Genomic DNA, 19,842 nt, shown 5'->3' with positions numbered 1-19,842 from the left:
ACCGGATCCGCGCCCCGAGATGTGCCGGTCCGGATTCCGGATCGCACCGAATCAAGGGTGATTGCAGTGATCAAACCGCTTACTCTGCTCGCGACGGCCGTGATGGCCGCGGGTGGCCTCGGCTTCGGCACCGTGGCGGACACCCGTTTCGACTCCGGCGCCGACTGCCTGTGGGCGGGCGGCACGCACCCGCAGGGGTCGCAGGTGGTGGCGGGCGGCTCGGCCTTCACCTGCGGCAGCGACGCGGCCGGTCCGCACTGGTACCGGGGCGGCGCGGCAGGCGGGAGCACCGTGCCGAATCCCGGGGCGGATGCCAATCCGGCGGGGCGCTTCAGCGCGGGGGCACGCCAGCCCGGGACCGATTACGACGACTACTGCGTCGGCGATCAGCTCATCCCCGGTGTCGGGGACGTCTTCGAGGCGGTCCCGACCAGCGGCGGCCTGCTGTGGAAGTCGGCCGGCCCGGTCTCGCAGTGGACCTTCGACCCCGGTGTGGTGCAACCGAAGACGTCGACCCGCTCGTCCGGGATGTGCCTCGACGGTCAGCTGCTCTGAGCATCCTCGTCCTCGTCCGCCGCCGGGTAGGGCCGGTTCGGGATGAGGGCGGCCGAGGCCAGGCCGACGAGCAGGAACAGTGCCGCGGCCAGCAGCGCGGTCCGGGTGGAGTCGGTGAAGGCCCGGCTCAGCGCGTCCACGATGGCCGCGGCGCCGTGGTGGTCCCGCAACCCGCTGATGGCCCCACCGGCCGACTGCCGGGTCGCGGTGGCGAGGGTGTCGGCGGCCGGCTTCTGCAGATCGGGCACGTGTGCGAGCCGTTTGGGCAGATCGTGGGCCAGCGCCGCCGACAGCAGCGCACCGATGACCGCGGTACCGAAGGCCGAACCGATCTGCCGCACCGTGGACTGGGCGGCCGATCCCTGGCCCGAATGCTCAGGCGGCACATCGGCGAGCACGGTCCCGGTCAACTGCGCCGAGGCCATCCCCAGCCCGATGCCGTACCCGATCAGCAGCACCGCCAGCCACCAGCCGGAAATGTGCGGGGTGACGAACAGCGCGGCCAGCACCACGGCGACGGCCTCGAAGACGAGGCCCAGCTGTACCACTCGCACCGGCCCGAACCGGCGCACCAGCCCCTCGGCGAGCCCCGCGGCCAGGAACGCGCCGACCGCCATGGCGGCCAGCACATAGCCCGCGCCGAGGGTGGACAGCCCGAGCACGTTCACCATGAACAGCGGCAGCACGAACAGCAGGCCGAATTCGCCCAGCGCCACCAGGAACGCGGTGATATTGCCCCAGCGGAAGCTGGGGATCCGGAACAGCGCGGGATCCAGCAGCGCCGATCGGCCGATCAGACGGCGGTGCTGCTCCCAGCGGATGAACAGGTACAGCGCCACCACCCCGAGCACCAGCAGGATCGGGATCAGCGAGACCGGCGCGCTCGCCGGCCAGTTCCACCCCACGAGCGGGAATTCCCGCAGCGGCTTCCCCCAGCCGTAGGTCTGACCCTCGATGAGCGCGAACACCAGCAGCGCGAAACCCGCTGCGCTGAGCAGGAATCCGTCCACGTCCAGGCCCGGCGCGGCCTTGCCCATGCGGGTCTCCGGGACGTACCGCACCAGCCCGATCAGCACCACCGCGCCCAGCGGCAGGTTCACCAGGAAGATCCACGGCCAGGTGAAGTAGGTGGTGAGCCAGCCGCCCAGCAGCGGGCCGATGGCGGCGACACCGGAGATGACCGAGCCCCAGACCGCGAAGGCGATCACCCGGTCACGGCCCCGGAAGAGGGCGTTCATGGTGGCCAGCGTGCCGGGCAGGACACCGGCCGCGCCGATGCCCTGCACGGTGCGTCCCAGGAGCAGGGGCCAGGCGCTGTGCGCCGCTGCGGAGAGCACGCTGCCGACTACGAAGATCACCACGCCCAGGGCGAACATCCTGCGCCGTCCGAGCCGGTCGCCGAGGCGGCCGCTGGTGATCAGCAGCGCGGCCAGCACGACCGCGTAGATGCTGTTGATCCATTGCGCCTGAGTGAAATTCAACTGCAATTGGTCGATGATGACGGGCAGGGAGACCGCGACGATGGTGCCGTCCAGCACCACCATGGACAGTCCCAGCGCCAGGACACCGAGGGTGGTCCATTTGTTGCGACCCAGGTCGAGCTGCGTTTCCGTCATTCGTCGCTCCCGCCGCTGAACAGCCGTCCGAAGAGTCCGATTATCCGTTAGCCGCCTATGCGCCAATTGTCCGTTCAACAGTGTATGTCGAGGCGGCTGGGCAGCCGAATATTTGCCGACAGGCGACCTCTGAACGGCGGATGTCCGAATCGGATACCTTGAATCGTGTGTCGATGCTGAAGGGTTCCAACGTTCCGGTGGTGGTGTCCGAGATTCGGATCGAACTGGGGTGGCAGTCGGGACCCGGGGTTCCCGACGCCGACGCCTCCGCACTGCTGCTGTCGAGCGGCCGGGTGCGCTCGGACGCCGATTTCGTCTTCTACAACCAGCCGCTGCACGCCTCGGGCGCAGTCCGCCACCACGGCAAGCAGACGGGACCGGTGATCGTGGACGCCCTCTCGGTGCACCTGGGCCGGGTGGAACCGCAGATCGACGCCATCGTGCTCGCGGCCTCGGCCGACGGCGGCACCTTCGCCCAATTCCGGGGCCTGCACGTGCGTTTGGTGGATATGGGCGGCGTGGAGCTGGCCCGCTTCGACAGCACCGACGCCACCTCGGAGACCGCCTTCGTGCTCGGCGAGCTGTATCGCCGCGACGGCGGCTGGAAGTTCCGCGCGGTCGGTCAGGGCTACGACTCCGGACTGGCCGGGCTGGCAACCGATTTCGGCATCTCGGTCGATGAAGCGCCTGCCCCGCAGCCGAATACTCCGCAGCGCGTCGCTCCCTCGCAGCCGCTCGCACCCCCACCCCCGGTCACCCCGCTCCAGCCCGCGGCCGCCCCGCCGCCGATCGCTCCCCCGCAGCCGGTGCCGGCGCAGCAGCAGCACAATTTCGGGCCGCCGCCGACGCCTGCGCCCCGGCCCGATACGGGCAAGATCTCGCTGACCAAGGAGGCTCCGGCGGTCTCGCTGACCAAGCAGGGCGCGACCGGCGGGATCATGCGGGTCAACCTGAACTGGTCGGTGCCGAGTTCGGGCGGTCTGTTCGGGCGCAAGCGGGCGAACGGCGGCCTCGACCTGGATCTGTGCGCGTTCTGGGAGCTGGCCGACGGGTCGAGGGGCTGTGTCAGCGCGCTGGACACCTTCGGCGATCTGCACAAGCCACCGTTCATCGCGCTGGATCGCGACGATCGCACCGGCGGCAGCGCGACCGGCGAGAACCTGTCCATCAACCTCGATCACATCGCGGATTTCCGCCGCATCCTGGTATTCGCCTCGCTCTACGAGGGCGCGCAGGACTTCCGTGGCGTGCACGCCACCGCGACCCTGTTCCCCCGCAATACGCCGCCGATCGAGATGGAAGTCGGTGGCTGCCAGGATGATTCGCGCGAGATGGTGCTGGCGCTGATCGAGAACGTGCACGGCGAGCTGGTGGTGCGGCGCGAGGGCCGGTTCGTGCGCCCGCCGGAGGGCCGCCGGTTCTGGGGCAAGCTGGCGGTGGACCAGGCCTACGGCTGGGGCCTCAAGTGGGGCACCTCGAAGGGCAAGTCCTGACGCGGATCACTCCGGAGCGAGTCGCCGCGCCAATTCCAGTGCGGCGACCCGGGTTTCGGCCAGCGAACCGGGCCAGCAGAGCAGCCGCAGGATGGCGTCGGGAATGAGCTGCTCGGCGTACTCCGGCGCCGCGCCCTCGTCGGAGCGCATATTGATGACCGACTCCACCAGCCGGAACGGCAGCAGTTCGGCCCCGGCCACCGCGCCCGCGCCGGCCGCAGCGATGACGGACCCGGCCTCGGCGATCACGGCGGCGGACAGCGTCTCGTAGTGGCCGCGCAGCTCGTCGCGGCGTTCCCGGAAGCGGGCGAAGCGTTCGCTGCGCAGTTCCGGCAGCAGGTACAGCGCGCCGAGATTCCAGCGGCTGGCGCACAGCTGGCTGACGTCGTACCAGGCCAGCGCGTACAACCGCACGGCCGCGGGCTCGGTCCGCCCGGCCAGCACGCCCGCCAATTCCAGTGGCGTGGTGACCGTTTCGGCGAGCAGGGCGTCGAGAATGTCGTCCTTGGCGGCGAAGTGGTGGTACAGCGAGGCCTGCCGGATGCCGACGGCGTCGGCGACCGCGCGGGTGGAGGTATTGCCGTAGCCGTGACTGGTGAACAACTCGGCGGCGGCGTCGAGGATTTCGGCGCGCGGCGTCTGGCCTGCGCGCCGGCGCGGTTCGAGGCGAGGACGGCCGGGTCCGAGTTGGGTCACCCTGCCATTCTGTCCTACCCGCACCATCGGCCCGCTTACGCGCATAGTCGGCCCGCCTACCCGCGCGGCCGACCTGCACAGTGAGGTTCCTGTCATTTGACAGAAATACCGGCAATGCAGAAGTTACGGCGGGCCATCCGACCGATACAGCGGCGTCACCTGAGCCGCGATCGCGACCGGAAAACTTTCAAGCGATAGATATTCGCCTCGCGAAAGACTCACCGCCATGGTTGCCTCCGCCGACGCCATCATTTCCCAGCCCCCGCCGGTCACCGCCGAAACCAGCACGAGCAGCGCCGAAACCAGCTCGGACAGCGCCGATCTGGCGCGCTTCGGCTATCAGCCGGTGCTGCACCGCAAGCTCGGCCGCTACGCCTCCTTCGCGGCCGGGTTCTCCTTCGTCTCCATCCTGACCACGATCTTCCAGTTCTTCGGCTTCGGCTACTCCTTCGGAGGCGCGGCCTTCTTCTGGACCTGGCCAATCGTGTTCGCGGGCCAGTTCCTGGTGGCGCCGAACTTCGCGGAACTGGCCGCCCGCTACCCGATCTCGGGCTGCATCTATCAGTGGTCGCGCCGGCTGGCCGGGGAGGTCGTCGGCTGGTTCGCGGGCTGGATGATGATCATCGCCCAGATCGTCACGGCCGCGGCGGCCGCGATCGCGCTGCAGGTGGTACTGCCGACCATCTGGACCGGATTCCAGCTCATCGGCACGAACAGCGATCTCACCTCCCGCGACGGGGCGTCGAACGCGGTGCTGCTGGGCAGCGTGCTGCTGGTGATCACCACCCTCATCAATGTGGTGGGCATCGACTGGATGGCGCGCATCAACTCGCTCGGGGTGACCATCGAGATCATCGGTGTGATCGCGGTGATCGCGGTGTTCTTCACCCACACCGACCGCGGGCCGGGCGTGGTCACGCACACCGATCAAGCCGCGGCCGGGCCGTACTGGGCCGCCTTCCTGGCCTCCGGATTGATGGCCGCCTACGTCATGGTCGGATTCGATTCCGCCGGTGAGCTTTCCGAGGAGACCAGGAATCCGCGGCACGTCGCGCCGCGCACCATTCTGTCGGCGCTGGCCGTGTCCGCGCTGGGCGGCGGGCTCATCCTGCTGGGCGCGCTCATGGCCGCACCGAGCCTGTCCGACGGCTCGCTGGCCAGTGGCGGGCTGGCGTACGTGATCGAGGCCAAGCTGACCAGCGTTCCCGGCAAGGTGGTGCTGGCCTGCGTGGCGTGCGCGATCACGGTGTGCACCCTGGCGATTCAGACGGCCGGTTCGCGGCTGCTGTTCTCGATGGCCCGCGACGGGCGGCTGCCGTTCGCCAAGCCGCTGTCGACGGTGCATCCGCGCTTCGGCACTCCGGTGTGGCCCGCTGTGGTGATCGGCGTGCTGGGTATCGGCCTGCTGGTGGTGAACCTGGGCAATGCCGCCATCTTCGCGACGCTGGCCAGTGTCTGCATCGTCATGCTCTACCTCGCGTACCTACTGGTCACGGTGCCGCTGCTGGTGCGCCGGGTCAAGGGCTGGCCCGCCGATATCGCCGGCGACGCCGCCGGCACGAAGCTGTTCGCGCTGGGCCGCTATGGCATTGCGATCAATGCGCTCGCGGTGATCTGGGGCATCGCCATGGCGGTGAACCTGGCCTGGCCGCGGGCCGCGGTCTACACCCCGACCGGCGGCGGCTGGTGGATGCTCTGGGCCGCACCGCTGTTCGTGCTGCTCACGGTGGCGGTCGGCGCGGTGGTGCACCGGGTGGTGACCCCCGCGCGCGGCGTAGTCACCGATCCCATTCCCCAAATCGCCTGATCCACAGGACATTCCGATGACACCGCCGGAGCCCGGCCAACGCCTGCACCGCCGGCGGGGCCTCCGGCGATTCCCGAGAAACGGAGTAGCAATGAGCACAGCCAACACCACCGGCGCGCGGGATCATGCCCGCTCCCAGGCGGCCGCCGCCGAACGCGTCGGGCCCGAGCTCCCCGTGGACGTCGACATCGCGAAAATCACGTTCGCCCAGCGGATTCCGGCGGGTGGATACGCGAATGTGGTGCTCGCGCGTGGTACCCGGGTGCGGTTGTCGGATCCGTTCGGCGCGGCGTGTGCGCATCTGCTGCTGCTGCGAGCCGAATCGCCTTGGGAACGGCTGAATGTCGCCGACACTGTGAAGGTGCCGTGGCAGGCGTATCTGGGCGTCGGCCACCCGCTGCTCTCCGATCAGGGGCGGGTGCTGGCCACGGTGATCGCGGACTCCTCCGGCCGTCACGACACCCTGTGCGGTCCGTCGCCCGCCGCGCGCCAGGGCCTGCGGCTGGCCGGGGTCAAGCAGGGGCTCGAGCCGCGGGATATCGGCCCGACGGTGTCGTTCTTCCGGGGTGTGCGCGTGGAATCCGATGGCGCGCTGACGATCACCGGCGGCGCGGCCGCGGGCGCGGCGGTCGACCTGCTCGTGCAGCTGCCGGTGACCCTGCTGGTCGCCAATGCCGAACACCCGCTCGACCCCACTCCGCCGACCGAGCTCGACCTCGTGGCGTGGTCCGCCCCGGAAGAGCTCGCGCTCGCCCACGGTACCGACCCGGAATACCTGCGCGCGGTGGAGAACACCGAACAGGACTGGCACGCACGCACTCTGGAGGCCCGCGCATGATCACCACCGCCCGCACCGTCGTACTCGACGAGACCGTCCCCGCCCGCGCCCCCTGGTCGGCCGTGGTACGCGCGGGAGACCAGCTGGACATCATCGATCTGCACGGCAATCAGGCGGTGGACTGCCTCCTCTACAACGCCGCCGATCACACCGACCGGTACAGCGCGCAGGCGACGATCACGGCCCAGCGCAATATCTTCCTGACCACCGGCAGCGTCCTGCTGACCGAGGCGGGCACCCCGCTCATGACGGTGGTCGCCGACGAGGTCGGCAATCACGACACCGTGGCCGGGGCGTGCTCGCAGGAGTCCAATACCCTGCGCTACGGCCACCACACCCGCCACCAGCACGCCTGTGTGGAGAACTTCCTGGCCGAGGGTCTGAAGTGGGGGCTGGGCAAGCGTGATCTGGTCTCGAACATCAACTGGTTCATGAACGTTCCCGTCGAGGCGGACGGCACGCTCGGCATCGTGGACGGGCTCTCGGCGCCCGGCAAGAAGATCACGCTGCGCGCCGAGAACGACACCCTGGTGCTGGTCTCCAACTGCCCGCAGATCAACAACCCCTGCAATGGCTTCGACCCCACCCCGGTGCGCATGGTGGTGACCCGATGACCGCCGTGCTGCCGGACCTCACCGCACCCGAGCACTCGTCCCCCGCCGCGATATTCCAGGTGATCCGGCCGGGCATGCAGACGACCGTGCAGGATTGGCCGGGCCGGGTGGGCTACTGGCATGTCGGGGTGCCGCCGTCCGGCCCGATGGACGACCTGTCGTTCCGGCTGGGCAATCGGGCGCTCGGCAATCCGGAGGGCGCGGCCGGGCTGGAGTGCACCCTGGGCGGACCGGCCCTGCGCTTCGACGCCGCCACCTGGGTGTGCGTCACCGGTGCGCCGGTGCCCGTGAGCGTGAACGGCCGCGCGGCGCGACAGTGGCGCAGTGTGCTGGTGCCGGCGGGCGGCGTGCTGGACATCGGCATGGTGCGCGGGCCGGGAATGCGGTGCTACCTGCTGGTGGCCGGCGGTATCGAGGTGCCCGAATACCTGGGCAGCCGTGCGACTTTCACCCTCGGCAAGTTCGGCGGCGGTACCGGCCGGGCGCTGGCGGCGGGCGATGAGTTCGCGCTCGGGGCGCCCGGGCGGGTGACGGCCGGGGTGACCGGCGACGATCAGCCCGTGCTGACCCGGCGCTGGGAGCTGGCGGTCACCGAGGGACCGCACGGCGCACCGGAGTTCTTCACCCGCAGCGATTTCGACACCATCATCGGCACCGACTACGAGGTGCACTTCAACTCCGATCGGACCGGGGTGCGGCTCATCGGCCCGAAACCCCAGTGGGCGCGGCGGGACGGCGGCGAGGCGGGACTGCACCCGTCCAACATCCACGACAACGCGTATTCCGTTGGCGCGCTGGACTTCACGGGCGACACCCCGATCCTGCTCGGCCCGGACGGCCCCAGCCTGGGCGGCTTCGTCTGCCCGGTCACCGTGGTGGCGGCCGAGCGCTGGAAGCTGGGCCAGCTCACGCCGGGCGACCGCGTGCGCTTCGTCCCGGTCCGCGCCGAGCACGCGGCCTCGCTGCGCGAGCTCGGGGCCGAGCGCCGGGCCGCCTGGCCGGTCGTGCTGTCCACGGGCGGCGACGGTGACGACGGCGTCCTGGCCCGCCGCGACGGCGCGGACACCGCGGTCACCTATCGGCGCGCGGGCAATGACGGCCTGCTCGTCGAATACGGGGACATGACACTGGATCTGGAGCTGCGCGCCCGCGCGCACGCCCTGCACCAGGCGCTGCTGGAACGGTCCGAACCGGGGATCACCGAACTCACCCCGGGCGTGCGATCGCTGCAGGTGCGCCATGATCCCGGCCGGCTGCCCACCCGTACCCTGCTGGGCCTGCTCGCCGAGGTGGAGGCCGAGCTGCCGCCCGCCGACGAGCTGGTGGTCCCCAGCCGCACCGTGCGGCTGCCGCTGTCATGGGACGACCCATCCACCCGCGAGGCCATCACCCGCTATATACACGGCGTGCGCGCGGATGCCCCGTGGTGCCCGTGGAATATCGAGTTCATCCGCCGGATGAACGGATTGGCCTCCGTGGACGAGGTTTTCGATACCGTGTTCGCGGCCGAATACCTGGTCCTCGGTCTGGGCGACGTGTACCTGGGCGCGCCCGTGGCCACGCCGACCGATCCGCGGCATCGGCTGGTCACCACCAAATACAACCCGGCCCGTACCTGGACGCCGGAGAACGCGGTCGGCATCGGCGGCGCCTACCTCTGCATCTACGGCATGGAGGGTCCCGGCGGCTACCAGTTCGTCGGGCGCACCACCCAGGTGTGGAACCACCGCTCCAGCGGTGTCGGCGAAGACCCGTGGCTGCTGCGGTATTTCGACCGCATCAGCTGGTATCCGGTGAGCGCCGAGGAGCTGCTCGACCTGCGCGCCGACACCGCTGCGGGCCGCGGCGCGCTGCCGGCCGAGGACGGCGAGTTCCGTCTCGTCGACTACCGGAAGTTCCTGTCGGACAATGCCGCATCCATCGACGAGTTCCGTGCCCGGCAGGCCGACGCCTTCGCCGCCGAACGCAATTCCTGGCGCGAGGCGGGCGAACTCGCCGAAACACCCTGAGCGCCTCGGCCTGTTCGCTCCATCCCAGATCTAGGAGACCCCATGACCGTGTGGATCCACCACCGCCCGGACGCCGAGGTGGACGCCGAAATCGCCACCGCCGCAGGCGCTCTGGCCGGACTGCGCCTCGCCGTCAAGGACAATGTGGATGTCGCGGGCCTGCCGACGACCGCCGCCTGTCCCGACTTCGCGTATACGCCGGATCGGGACGCGCCCGCGGTCGCCGCGCTGCGCGCGGCCGGTGCGGTGGTGGTCGGCAAGACCAATCTCGATCAGTTCGCCACCGGATTGGTCGGCACCCGCTCGCCCTACGGCGTCGTCGAGAACGCGCTGCGACCCGGATATGTCCCGGGCGGTTCGAGTTCCGGGTCGGCGGTCGCGGTCGCGACCGGCGAGGCGGATATCGCCATCGGCACCGACACGGCCGGGTCCGGGCGCGTTCCGGCCGCGTTCCACAGCCTGGCCGGTATCAAGCCCACCGTCGGCGTGATCTCCACCGAGGGCGTCGTCCCCGCCTGCCGCTCCTATGACTGTGTGACGATCTTCGCCGCCGATCTGCGCCTGGCAAGTCGGGCCATGGGCGTCATGGCCGCGGGTGCGCCGGGCCGGCCGTGGCCCGCCGACGCCCGGCTGGCCGCGCCGCCGCAGCCGGTGATCGCGGTGTTCAGCGCGCTGCCGGAGCTGGATCCGCAGTGGCACAGCGCCTTCGAGCGGACGGTCGCGACACTGCGCGATCGGGGCGCGACCATCATGGAAGTCGATCCGGAGCCTTTCCTGGCCGCCGCCCGACTGCTGTACGACGGCGCGCTGGTCGCCGAACGCTATGCGGCGGTGGGCGAATTCATCGACGCGCACCCCGAATCGGCCGATCCCACAGTCGGATCCATCATCCGTGCCGCCCGCGAGCTACCCGCGCATCGACTGGTCACCGATCTGGCCGCGCTCGAACGCCTGCGCGCGACCGCCATGGCGAGCCTCGCGGGGGCGGACGCGCTGCTGACCCCGACCGCACCGGCCCACCCGACCATTGCCGAGGTCGCCGCCGATCCCATTGCCGTGAATACCCGGCTCGGCACCTACACCAACTTCTGCAATCTCTTCGACCTCTGCGCGGTCGCAATCCCCACGGATGAGCCGCATTTCGGCGTGACCGTGCTGGCCCGCGCCTTCGAGGATGCTGTCGCGCTCGATATCGCGGCCCTTGTCACCGGCGCCCCGCTCGACCCGGGCGAGCCGTGCTGGCCCGTGACGGCCGCGGCCGCGCACGATCTGATCGTCTTCGGCGCGCACCTGCGCGGCCAGCCCCTCGAACACCAGCTGACCGACCTGGGCGCGCGCTGGTGCGGCCCGGTCGAGACCGCTCCGCACTACCGCCTGGGCGCGCTGGACACGGTGCCGCCCAAACCGGCCGTAACCCGGGTCCCCGCAATGGAATCCGGTGTCGCGGTGGCCGGGGAACGCTGGCTGCTCTCGCCCGCCGCCCTCGGCCGATTCCTCGCGGCCCTGCCCGCCCCCATGCAGCTGGGCGCGGTCGAACTCGCCGACGGCACCTGGCACACCGGGTTCGGGTGCACCGGCGCGGCCGCCGAATCCGCCAAGGACATCAGCGAATACGGCGGCTGGCGCGCGGCGCTGGCGGCCGGGGCGGTGAGCTGACGGTCCGTCAGTTCTGCCAGAGCGCCAGGACGCGGTCCGCGTCCGCCTTGCCCTGCGCGCGACCGGCTTCCAGTGACGGGACCCGGGTGGCGGTGTCGAGCGGGTTGAGGCCGAAGGCCGCGGTGGCCGCCTCGTCCGGGGCGATCACCTCGACCCGGGCGCCGGCCGCGACCAGGCCCGCCACCTGGGCCTCGAGTTCCGCGTCCGGCATGGGCGCGATCACCAGCACCCGGGCGTAGCCGGTGGCGAGATCGGCGTTGACCGACGTCCGGACGCCGCCATCGGTGTAGCGCGCGCCGTCGACCGTGGCGCAGGGCCACACCATGGGCACCGCGGAGCTGGCGGTCACCGCGTCGACCAGTGCGACACCGGAATCCTTGTCGAAGACCCGCAGCTCGCCCGTCTCGGCGTTCACCGCGGTGATCCGGACATCCCGATCGGACCATTCGTGCACCGGTAGCCGGGTCTCGATGACGGCCCGCCGCTCCGGCTCCGGGACCGACTCCGCCTGCAGCGCGAGCGCGCCGATGCGCTGGCGGCGCTCGACCGAATCCACCTGCAGTTCCTCGATGATGGCGGCCAGCGTCTCCCAGAGCCCGGCGAACTTCTCCATCGAGGGCACGATCTCGCGGCTCTGTACCGCCGGATCCACCTGCCGCCGAACCAGTTCCGCGAGTTCGAGCCCGCTGCCCACCTGGGCGGCCACATTGGATCCGGCGGAGGTGCCGAGCAGCAGATCCGCCCCGGTCACGTCGGTGCCCGCATCCGCCAGCCCGGCGAGAATGCCCGTCGCCCAGGAGATCCCGGCCACCCCGCCGCCGCCGATCACCAGCGCACGTTCCGTCGTCATACCCGCTCTCACTTTCCTACCCGCTGAGAAAGACACCCTGCGGTACGAAAACTACCGGCTGGGCCGCCGGAACGGCGGCGATGGCCCTGATTTCCACCACTCATTCCGAGACGTGCGTCGCGTCGGGATTGGTGGCGTCGCGAATGATGCGCAGGCTCGCGGTGAGCTGGTCGAGTTGCTCGGGGCTGAGCAGGCCGGTGAACCAGCGGTCCACGCCGTCGAGGTACGCGGGCAGCACGCGCGCCACGCGGGTGGCCCCGGCGGCGGTGAGCACCGCGTACGAGCTGCGCCGGTCGGCGGGATCGGCCTCGCGGCGGACGAAGCCGTTGCGCTCCAGGCGGTCCACCAGCCGGGTGACGCCGGAGGTGGACAGGCTGGTCTGGGTGGCGAGATCCGTCATGCGCAGCTTGCGGCCGGATGAACGGCTCAGGCGCAGCAGGGCATTCAGGTCGAGTCCCGAGAGGCCATTGCGCTTCCAGGTCTCCTCGAGCCGGGCGATGAGCCCGTCGTGAGCCTCGTAGAGCAGGCCGATCGCGGTCAGCCGGGGGTCGTCGAAGAGATTGGGATCCACGGTGACCAGCCTAGACCAGACATTTTCAGTGCGGATAGTTGACATGCGGAACATTTTCGATATCTTGTTGCTGACGCAATATTCCGCAATGCAACTACATGGAGGTTCCGATGACGACCGAGCGCTGGGTGGCGGGATTCCGTGCGCCGCTGGTGAATCCGGCCGAGGAGATCAAGCTCGCGGAGCCGCGGGCCTTCGCCGGCGAGACCGTGCGGCAGGTGGTGCGGGTGGCCGGCGGCGGGTCACGGCTGCGTGTGCGCCTGACCAATCGCTACGGCACGGACGAACTCGTGATCGGCGCGGCGCGGATCGCCGTGCGCAAGACGGGTGTCGAGATCGTGCCCGAGACCGATACCGCGGTGCGGTTCGCTGGGTCCGCGTCCATCCGGATCCCGGCCGGGGCCGATATCGTCAGCGACCCGGTGGACCTGGCCGTCGAGGCGGGAACCGAACTCGCGCTGAGCGTGTACCTGCCCGAACCGGCGCTGCCCGCGTTCGCGCAGTTCCCGGTCGAGAGCAGCTGGATCAGCGCGGGCGATCGGACGGGCGACGCTGCTCCGTCCGATGCCGAGGAGACCGCGGCGCGGTTCCTCCTCACCGGAATCGACGTCGCTGTCGACTCCGAGGTTCCGGTGCTGGTGGCCTTCGGCGACTCGTGGTTCGAAGGCTTCGGCTCGACCCACGGCGCGAACCGCCGGTCGGTGGATGTGCTGAACCGGCGGCTGGCCACCGGGTGGGCGGTCAATCAGGGCATCGGCGGCAACCGGCTGCTCACCGACGAGATCGGCGAGCACGGGCTGGCCCGGTTCGAGCGGGACGTGCCGTCGGTGCCGGGGGTCGCGGCCGTGTGGGCCAACTTCGGCATCAATGACCTGATCCTGGCCGGCACCGCGACCGCCGGGGCGCTCATCGCCGGCTTCACCGCGCTGGCCGAGCGGGCGCACGCGGCCGGACTGCCGATCTACGCCAACACCATCGGACCGTTCGGCGGGGCCATCTACCCGGGCCTGGCGGTGGCCGAGGGCACTCCGGTGCGGCGCGCGGTGAACGAGTGGCTGCGCACCACCACGGTGTTCGACGCCGTCTTCGATGTGGCCGCGGCCGTGGAGAATCCGGCGGATCCGGACTTCATCCGGCCCGAGTTCGACAGCGGCGACGGCATGCATCTCAATGACGACGGGGCCCGGGCCATGGCGGAGGCGGTGGATCTCACCGCGCTGCCGCCCGCCTTCCGGTGAGCGGCCGGGCGGGTCAGGACAGGCGCGGCCCGGCGGCCTGATCCTGCCGTAATCCACTGGCCCACAGGTCATCCGCCACATCCCGGCCCAGCCGCACACGCCGTTCAGCGCGGTTTGACCTCGGCGAGCAGCTCGGGTCCACGGGCCTCCAACCGGGTGGTCGCCCAGCGGATTCCGAGTGCGGCTCCCACCCCGCCGAGCAGTATGCCGATCGGCAATGCCGCCCACTGGAGCAGCGAGTTGTGGAGTGCCACACCGATTCCCAGTATTGCGAGGACCGGGGCCGCCGTCAGCAACTGCACCAGGCCCACCGCGAACTGCATGAGGATCTTCAGGCAGCCGGGATTGCCCGAGCCCGCGAACGGGTTGCCGCGCTGCGGGGGCAGGGCGAAGGCGGCATGCGTGGACAGGAACACCACGGCTCCCGCACCGACGCCGACCAGCACCGGCAGCGTCGACAGCGCCCAGACGTACAGGTACGGCCGGCCGAGCGCGCCGGGCAGGATGAGGGTGGCGAGCACCGACGGCGGGGTGACCAGGAGCAGCCAGGCATAGGCGCGGCCGCGGACATCCGCGCGTGGCGCGCCGGGCGTCACCAGTGTTTGCCAGATCGCGGTGCCGTCGAATCCGTACAGGTTGGTGCTGGACATGGTGGCCAGCCACACCACGAAAGCGCCCGAGAACGGGATGGTTCCGCTACCGCCGGTGCGGAGCGACAGGAAGATCGGCAGCACGAAACCGATGAGCAGCAGCGGCAGCAGCGCGGCCCGGCGACGGCCGTCGCGCCACCAGGTGCGCAGCTCCTTGGCGACAACGGCGCCGACCGCGGTGGCGGGGATGAAACGGTCGAGCAGACCGCCACCGGTGTCGACCACCTGGCCGGCGGGTGCGGCCGGGGTGGTGAGGCGGCGTTCCAGCAGGACCGCCCAGGACTGCCACAGGATCAGCGACAGCAGCACCAGGCCCAGCAGGGGCAGCAGGGCGAGCAGGTAATTGCCGCGGGCCGCGGCCTCGACGGCGTAGGGCGCCCAGCCCGACGGGACCGCGCGCAGCGTCACCGACAGACCGCTGTGGTCGCCCTCCAGTTTCGGGCCGACGGCCGAAACCAGCAGGTTCAGTGGGTAATACGCCAGGCCGATGAGGGCGGCGAAGAGCACGCCCAGGTCCTTGCCGCGCCGGGACCGCATGGCCGCGCCGAGCCAGGCCACCACGACCCGCGACAGCAGGACCACGAATACCAGTTGCAGGACCGCGCCGAGCGCCGCGATCGCGGTGGCGCCCAGGCCGATCGGCGCGGCGAGCAGGACCAGGCCGCCGAACGCGATCAGGTTCACGATGGGTGCCGGCCCGACGAAGGCCGCCGCGCCGAGCCCATAGGCCAGTTGCCGAGTCGTCAAGGGCAGCAGGCGGAATTGCTCGGGTTGCAGGGTCTCGTCGCTGCTGCCGGTGAGCACCGGGCCGCAGATCCAGCCGAGGGTCCAGGCCGCGAAGATCGCCGCCGCCACCGTCACTCCCCCGTGCACGGTCTCGTGCGCGCGGGCGATGATGAGCGCGGTGGCCACCGCGGCGATCAGGCCGAAGATGCTGCCGGTCCAGAAGTTCAGTGCCGCACGGCCTTCCCGCATGTGCCGCGCGGTGATACGCAACCGCATGCGGATCAGGACGCCAACCACGACAGCCCCTCCTCGCCGCCCACGCGTCCGCCCACCAGCCGCACGAAGGCCTCCTCCAGGGTGCCCTCGCCGCGCACCTCGGTGAGCGTCCCGCCCGCCACCACCCGTCCCCGGTTGATCACGGCGACCCGGTCGCAGATGGATTCCACCAGTGCCATCACATGACTCGACAGCACCACCGATCCGCCCGCGGCCACGAACCGCTGCAGGATCGTTCGAATTGTTCCCGCCGACACCGGATCCACCGCCTCGAACGGCTCATCCAGCACCAGCAGTTTCGGTGCGTGCAGCAGAGCGGTGGCGAGGCCGATCTTCTTCCGCATACCCGCCGAATAATCAACCACCACCGTGTTTTCCGCGCCATCCAGCTCGAGCACGTGCAGCAGCTCGTCCGCTCGCCCGACCACGGTCGCCTTGTCCATCCCGCGCAGCAACCCGGTGAAATTCAACAACTCCCGCCCGGTGAGCCGCTCCGGCAATGCCAACCCATCCGGCAACACCCCCACCACGGTCTTCGCCCGCACCGGATCCGCCCACACCTCGTGCCCGAAGATCCGGGCCGCCCCATGATCCGGCCGCAACAACCCCACCGCCATCGACAACGTCGTCGTCTTCCCCGCCCCGTTCGGCCCCACCAACCCGAAGAACGATCCTGGCGGCACCGCCAGGCTCACCCCCTCGACCACCCAGGGCCCGCCGAACTTCTTGTAGAGCCCGTCCAGCTCGAGCGCCAGTTGCCCATCGACAGTCATATGCCCTCCTCGGAACCCCCACCTACCGCCCTTTCACGATAAGCATGCTGCTCCACTGCCAGACATATCGCTCAACCCGCACTCCACCGCAACCGGGAGCTCGAATCCGGCGCTCGCGCATCAGGGCGCGCTACGGCCGCAGCAATGCGGGGTCGAAGGCGATGTCGAAGGGGAGGTTCAGGGCGGCAACCCGGCCGGCCGGGCACCGAGCGACCAATTCGTATTCGCCGCTCTCCGTCAGCGCGTACGCGAACAGGACCGGGAGCTCTTCGCTGGACAACTGCCCCTTGAAGCGATTGGTCTCGATCCGCCAGAAGTTCGGGATCCCGCCGTCTGCGTAGAGGTCCGGTTTCATCCGGCGATCCATGGCGGCGGTCGAGCGCGAGACGACCTCCACCGCCAGTACGACCTGCGCCGCAGGTATCCCCCGCTCGTCCCAGGGAACCGGGCCCGCACACACCAGCAGGTCCGGGATCGGCTCGTCGTCGCCGATGAGCACCCCGACCCCGGGGATCATGAAGAGCCCGTCCGGTAGCGCCGAATCGAGTATCCGCCCCAGCTGGGACACCATCAGCTGATGGATGGGTTTCGGCGCGGCATTCACGACAAGCTGCCCATACACGACCTCGTACCGGAGTCCGTTCTCGGGAAGGTGATCGAGATCGGCCGCGGTCCAACGATCGGAAGCAGGCACATGCATAGACGAATTGTCTGGCTCGAGTACCGGCATCGCCAAGGCAAACACCCCCTTTTCCCCAATCTGGTTGCACACCACCGCCAACAAGGCTGAACGGTAGCTCGACCCCGACGGCGAGTTGCGGCGCGCTCCGATCAGCGGGTGAGGGTGGTGAAGAATTCGCGGATGTCGCCGGTGAGCAGGTCGGGGACTTCCAGGGCGGGGAAGTGGCCGCCGGAGTAGAACTCCGACCAGTGCACGATGTTGTGGGCCTTCTCCGCGAAGCGGCGGATGGCGAAGTCCGCGGTAGTGAACACCGCGACGCCGGTCGGGACCGTGCCCTTCGGCTTCGGGGCGAACATCGTGTAGTCGTGGAAGCGTTCGTAGTAGTAGTTGGCGACACTGCGGGCGGTGTCGGTGAGCCAATAGATCGCGACGGTGGTCAGGATCTTGTCCCGATCGATCGCGTCCTCGGGCAGCTCGTGGCCGGCGTCGGTCCACTCCTTGTACTTCTCCACGATCCAACCCAGCTGTCCCGCAGGCGAATCCGCCAGCAGCTGCGCGATCGTGTTCGGCCGCGACCCGGCCAGGTTCATATAGGCGGAGCCGTCGTCCTGGAACTGCTTCATCGCCGCCAGCCGCTGCTGTTCCGCCTCGGTGAGCGCGGCCATGTCGGCCGGGTCGCCCGTGGGGAAGGTGACCAGCGCGTTGACGTGCACCCCGATCACGCGGTCGCTGAAATCTCGGGCCACGCGCGGCGCGACGAATGCGCCGTGGTCGCCTCCGTGCACCCCGAACCGCACATACCCGAGCCGGGTCATGAGCTCGGCCAGCGCGGCAGCGACTTTCCCGTCGTCCCAACCGGTTTCGGTCAGCGGCCCGGAGCAGCCGTGCCCCGGCAGGGTCGGGATGACCAGGTGGAAGGCCGGGGCGTCGGCCTCGCCGTGGGCGGCCGGATCGGTCAGCGGGCCGATCATGTCCAGGAAGTCGGCGGGGGTGCCGGGCCAGCCGTGGATGAGCAGCAGCGGCGTCGCGTCCTGCCGTTCGGAGCGGATGTGGAGGAAGTGCAGGTGCTGCCCGTCGATGGTGGTGGAGAACTGCGGGTGGGCGTTCAGGCTGGCTTCGATGGCGCGCCAGTCGAACTTCTCGGCCCAGTAGGTGGCGAGTTCACGCAGGTAGGAGGTGGGGACGCCGCGTTCCCAGCCCGTGCCCGGGACCTCGTCGATCCACCGGGTGCGAGTCAGGCGCTGGTTCAGGTCGTCGAGGTCGGCCTGCGGGATGTCGATGCGGAAGGGGCGGATGCCGGTGTCGCTCATGACATCGAGTTTTCCGATAAAGAGGGGCCCTCCACATCACGACAATTCGTTATTCCCCGCGCCGCACCTACCCGCGACAGCCCAACTCGGTAGGCATCCGATGCCTAGGCTCGGCTCGGCACCGGGTCGGCGAGCCCCGCCGCCGCAATATCGATTCGTCACCGCATCCCGACCACCCGCAGAGGACGAAACACCATGTACCACATCGCCGTAAGCTTCGACGTCCCCGCCGACCGCCGCGATGAGTTCATCGCCGCCGCCCTGGAAGACGGCCGCAACTCCGCCGCCGACGAACCCGGCACCCGCCGCTTCGAATTGATCACCGACGCCGACAACCCCAACCGCTTCTACCTCAACGAGGCCTACGACGACGAGCCCGCCTTCAACCTCCACGCCAAAGGCCCCCACTTCGCCCGCTTCTTCGACATCATCAACTCCTTCGCCACCGGCCCCACCTGGCTCATCAAGGGCACCCGAATCGAAGACCCCCGGTCGTAACTCTCCACCCACCAACCAAGATCAGGGAGCCCTGAGCGCGGAAATCCAGACAAACCCACGCCCAGAGCTCCCTGATCTTGAATCAGTCGAAAACCTGCTCGGCGGAATCCACCTCGAGCGTCCGATCCAGCCAATGGGCGAGCAGATCGGGATCCGAACAGCCCACGATGCGCGCTCGAACGGCAGCGTCGACAGCCAGCCCACGACGTTCGAGAATCCGCAACACCGACCCGGCCAGCGCTTCAGCCCGGCCCTCGGTCCGCCCCTCGGCCCGGCCGATGGCCTGGTGTTCGCGGGCGAAGTCGCTCTCCCAGTGGTAGTTCTCGATTGCGATGGCCACGAGCTCCTCCCACTCCTTCCGGTACCGGGAAGGTACGCATTTGCTGATGTAGTCATGGTAGTGGACACGCAGGTCCGGCTCGAGGTGTTGCATGGCCTCGAGGGCCATTGTGAGCACGCGGCGACGCTCGGCATCGCCGAGATGGCCCGGTGCTGACAGCAGTGCTAACTCCGGCCACTGGTCCGCCTCGGCGACCGTGGTGATCGCCGGCAACATGCCCGGCCAATAGGTCCGTGCTCGGAAAACGAAATCGGGATGCCCGGTTTCGACAGGTGTGGCCACCTTGAGGGCGATCCGTTCGTCGGGGCAGAACGCCAGCAGTACGACCGGGCAACCGAGGCGCTGACGCACGTGGGTGACGTAGGCAGGCCAGCTCAGGGCGATACGTTCCAGTTCGTCCGTGCAACCCGAGTTTTGGACCTCGTGGATGATGGCGAACTCCGGTTTGTCGGCGGTGGTGCCGACGAGGACGATGTCCAGATGCAGTTCGCCGGGAGAGAGCAGGGTGACTGTCTCGGGTCCTGGTCGCCAGCACGGCAGATCCGGTACCGGCAGGCCGAGCACGTTGCGGGCGATCCGGGGTGCCACCTCGGGTCTGTGACGCAGCAGTTGCAGCGGAACTTCGTGGCGGATGGACGGCACCA

General features: G+C 69.7%; 18 protein-coding genes. 9 read left to right on the top strand and 9 right to left on the bottom strand.

Annotated features, from left to right (window positions below):
* Positions 1-66 precede the first annotated feature (66 nt).
* The gene (locus ACFXN1_RS07645) at positions 67-555 is read left to right on the top strand and encodes a hypothetical protein (protein ID WP_379397262.1); all 489 of its coding nucleotides are present in this window, start codon (positions 67-69) and stop codon (positions 553-555) included.
* On the opposite strand, the gene ACFXN1_RS07640 is transcribed toward ACFXN1_RS07645, so the two are convergent.
* Positions 543-2,171 (bottom strand): MFS transporter, encoded by a 1,629-nt coding sequence (locus tag ACFXN1_RS07640; protein WP_379437843.1) that lies wholly within the window; start codon positions 2,169-2,171, stop codon positions 543-545. The two genes, ACFXN1_RS07645 and ACFXN1_RS07640, sit on opposite strands and share 13 nt — an antisense overlap.
* 173 nt (positions 2,172-2,344) lie before the next feature.
* Between ACFXN1_RS07640 and ACFXN1_RS07635 the strand changes: the two genes are divergently transcribed.
* A complete protein-coding gene (locus ACFXN1_RS07635; RefSeq protein WP_379437845.1) occupies positions 2,345-3,664 on the top strand; it encodes a TerD family protein in 1,320 nt (439 codons plus the stop codon).
* A gap of 6 nt (positions 3,665-3,670) precedes the next feature.
* Here the strand turns inward: ACFXN1_RS07635 and ACFXN1_RS07630 are convergent, their stop codons facing one another.
* Positions 3,671-4,360, bottom strand: coding sequence for a helix-turn-helix domain-containing protein (locus tag ACFXN1_RS07630; protein WP_379437846.1), 690 nt, complete (start codon positions 4,358-4,360; stop codon positions 3,671-3,673).
* Positions 4,361-4,586: 226 nt separating this feature from the next.
* Here ACFXN1_RS07630 and ACFXN1_RS07625 point away from each other — a divergent pair, with 226 nt between their 5' ends.
* The 5 genes from ACFXN1_RS07625 to atzF all read left to right on the top strand — a co-directional run bounded on the left by ACFXN1_RS07625 (position 4,587) and on the right by atzF (position 11,284).
* The gene (locus ACFXN1_RS07625; RefSeq protein WP_379437848.1) at positions 4,587-6,167 is read left to right on the top strand and encodes an amino acid permease; all 1,581 of its coding nucleotides are present in this window, start codon (positions 4,587-4,589) and stop codon (positions 6,165-6,167) included.
* 91 nt (positions 6,168-6,258) lie between these two features.
* On the top strand, positions 6,259-7,005 hold the full coding sequence (locus ACFXN1_RS07620) for a DUF1989 domain-containing protein (RefSeq protein ID WP_379437849.1): 747 nt from the start codon (positions 6,259-6,261) through the stop codon (positions 7,003-7,005).
* Positions 7,002-7,619, top strand: a complete 618-nt coding sequence (locus ACFXN1_RS07615) for an urea amidolyase associated protein UAAP2 (protein ID WP_379437851.1) — start codon at positions 7,002-7,004, stop codon at positions 7,617-7,619. The genes ACFXN1_RS07620 and ACFXN1_RS07615 overlap by 4 nt, the downstream gene beginning before the upstream one ends.
* Positions 7,620-7,693: 74 nt before the next feature.
* Entirely contained in the window at positions 7,694-9,628 is a 1,935-nt protein-coding gene (locus ACFXN1_RS07610; protein ID WP_379437871.1) for a 5-oxoprolinase/urea amidolyase family protein, read from the top strand.
* Positions 9,629-9,670: 42 nt separating this feature from the next.
* Positions 9,671-11,284 carry an allophanate hydrolase gene (atzF, locus tag ACFXN1_RS07605; protein ID WP_379437852.1) on the top strand — a complete coding sequence of 538 codons (1,614 nt, stop codon included), beginning with the start codon at positions 9,671-9,673 and terminating at the stop codon, positions 11,282-11,284.
* A gap of 7 nt (positions 11,285-11,291) precedes the next feature.
* Here the strand turns inward: atzF and ACFXN1_RS07600 are convergent, their stop codons facing one another.
* Entirely contained in the window at positions 11,292-12,134 is an 843-nt protein-coding gene (locus tag ACFXN1_RS07600) for a patatin-like phospholipase family protein (protein WP_379437854.1), read from the bottom strand.
* Between the two features lie 100 nt (positions 12,135-12,234).
* On the bottom strand, positions 12,235-12,705 hold the full coding sequence (locus tag ACFXN1_RS07595; protein WP_379397244.1) for a MarR family winged helix-turn-helix transcriptional regulator: 471 nt from the start codon (positions 12,703-12,705) through the stop codon (positions 12,235-12,237).
* A gap of 110 nt (positions 12,706-12,815) precedes the next feature.
* On the opposite strand from ACFXN1_RS07595, the gene ACFXN1_RS07590 reads away from it, so the two are divergent.
* Positions 12,816-13,943 carry a GDSL-type esterase/lipase family protein gene (locus tag ACFXN1_RS07590; protein WP_379437855.1) on the top strand — a complete coding sequence of 376 codons (1,128 nt, stop codon included), beginning with the start codon at positions 12,816-12,818 and terminating at the stop codon, positions 13,941-13,943.
* 104 nt (positions 13,944-14,047) lie between these two features.
* Here ACFXN1_RS07590 and ACFXN1_RS07585 read toward each other — a convergent pair whose 3' ends face one another.
* The 4 genes from ACFXN1_RS07585 to ACFXN1_RS07570 all read right to left on the bottom strand — a co-directional run bounded on the left by ACFXN1_RS07585 (position 14,048) and on the right by ACFXN1_RS07570 (position 18,360).
* Positions 14,048-15,616 (bottom strand): hypothetical protein, encoded by a 1,569-nt coding sequence (locus ACFXN1_RS07585; RefSeq protein ID WP_379437857.1) that lies wholly within the window; start codon positions 15,614-15,616, stop codon positions 14,048-14,050.
* Complete coding sequence (locus tag ACFXN1_RS07580; RefSeq protein WP_379397238.1) at positions 15,601-16,368, bottom strand: ABC transporter ATP-binding protein; 768 nt, start codon at positions 16,366-16,368, stop codon at positions 15,601-15,603. The genes ACFXN1_RS07585 and ACFXN1_RS07580 overlap by 16 nt, the downstream gene beginning before the upstream one ends.
* Positions 16,369-16,498: 130 nt before the next feature.
* On the bottom strand, positions 16,499-17,068 hold the full coding sequence (locus ACFXN1_RS07575) for a Uma2 family endonuclease (protein ID WP_379437858.1): 570 nt from the start codon (positions 17,066-17,068) through the stop codon (positions 16,499-16,501).
* Between the two features lie 131 nt (positions 17,069-17,199).
* Positions 17,200-18,360 carry an epoxide hydrolase family protein gene (locus ACFXN1_RS07570; protein WP_379437860.1) on the bottom strand — a complete coding sequence of 387 codons (1,161 nt, stop codon included), beginning with the start codon at positions 18,358-18,360 and terminating at the stop codon, positions 17,200-17,202.
* A gap of 195 nt (positions 18,361-18,555) precedes the next feature.
* Here ACFXN1_RS07570 and ACFXN1_RS07565 point away from each other — a divergent pair, with 195 nt between their 5' ends.
* A complete protein-coding gene (locus tag ACFXN1_RS07565) occupies positions 18,556-18,858 on the top strand; it encodes a putative quinol monooxygenase (protein ID WP_379437862.1) in 303 nt (100 codons plus the stop codon).
* 82 nt (positions 18,859-18,940) lie between these two features.
* Here ACFXN1_RS07565 and ACFXN1_RS07560 read toward each other — a convergent pair whose 3' ends face one another.
* Complete coding sequence (locus tag ACFXN1_RS07560; RefSeq protein WP_379437863.1) at positions 18,941-19,840, bottom strand: hypothetical protein; 900 nt, start codon at positions 19,838-19,840, stop codon at positions 18,941-18,943.
* Positions 19,841-19,842: the final 2 nt, after the last annotated feature.

This window comes from Nocardia sp. NPDC059154, from assembly GCF_042755705.1.
GTDB lineage: Bacteria > Actinomycetota > Actinomycetes > Mycobacteriales > Mycobacteriaceae > Nocardia.
The sequence above is the reverse complement of the archived record's forward strand: the minus strand, read 5'-3'. Positions and strand labels throughout refer to the sequence as shown.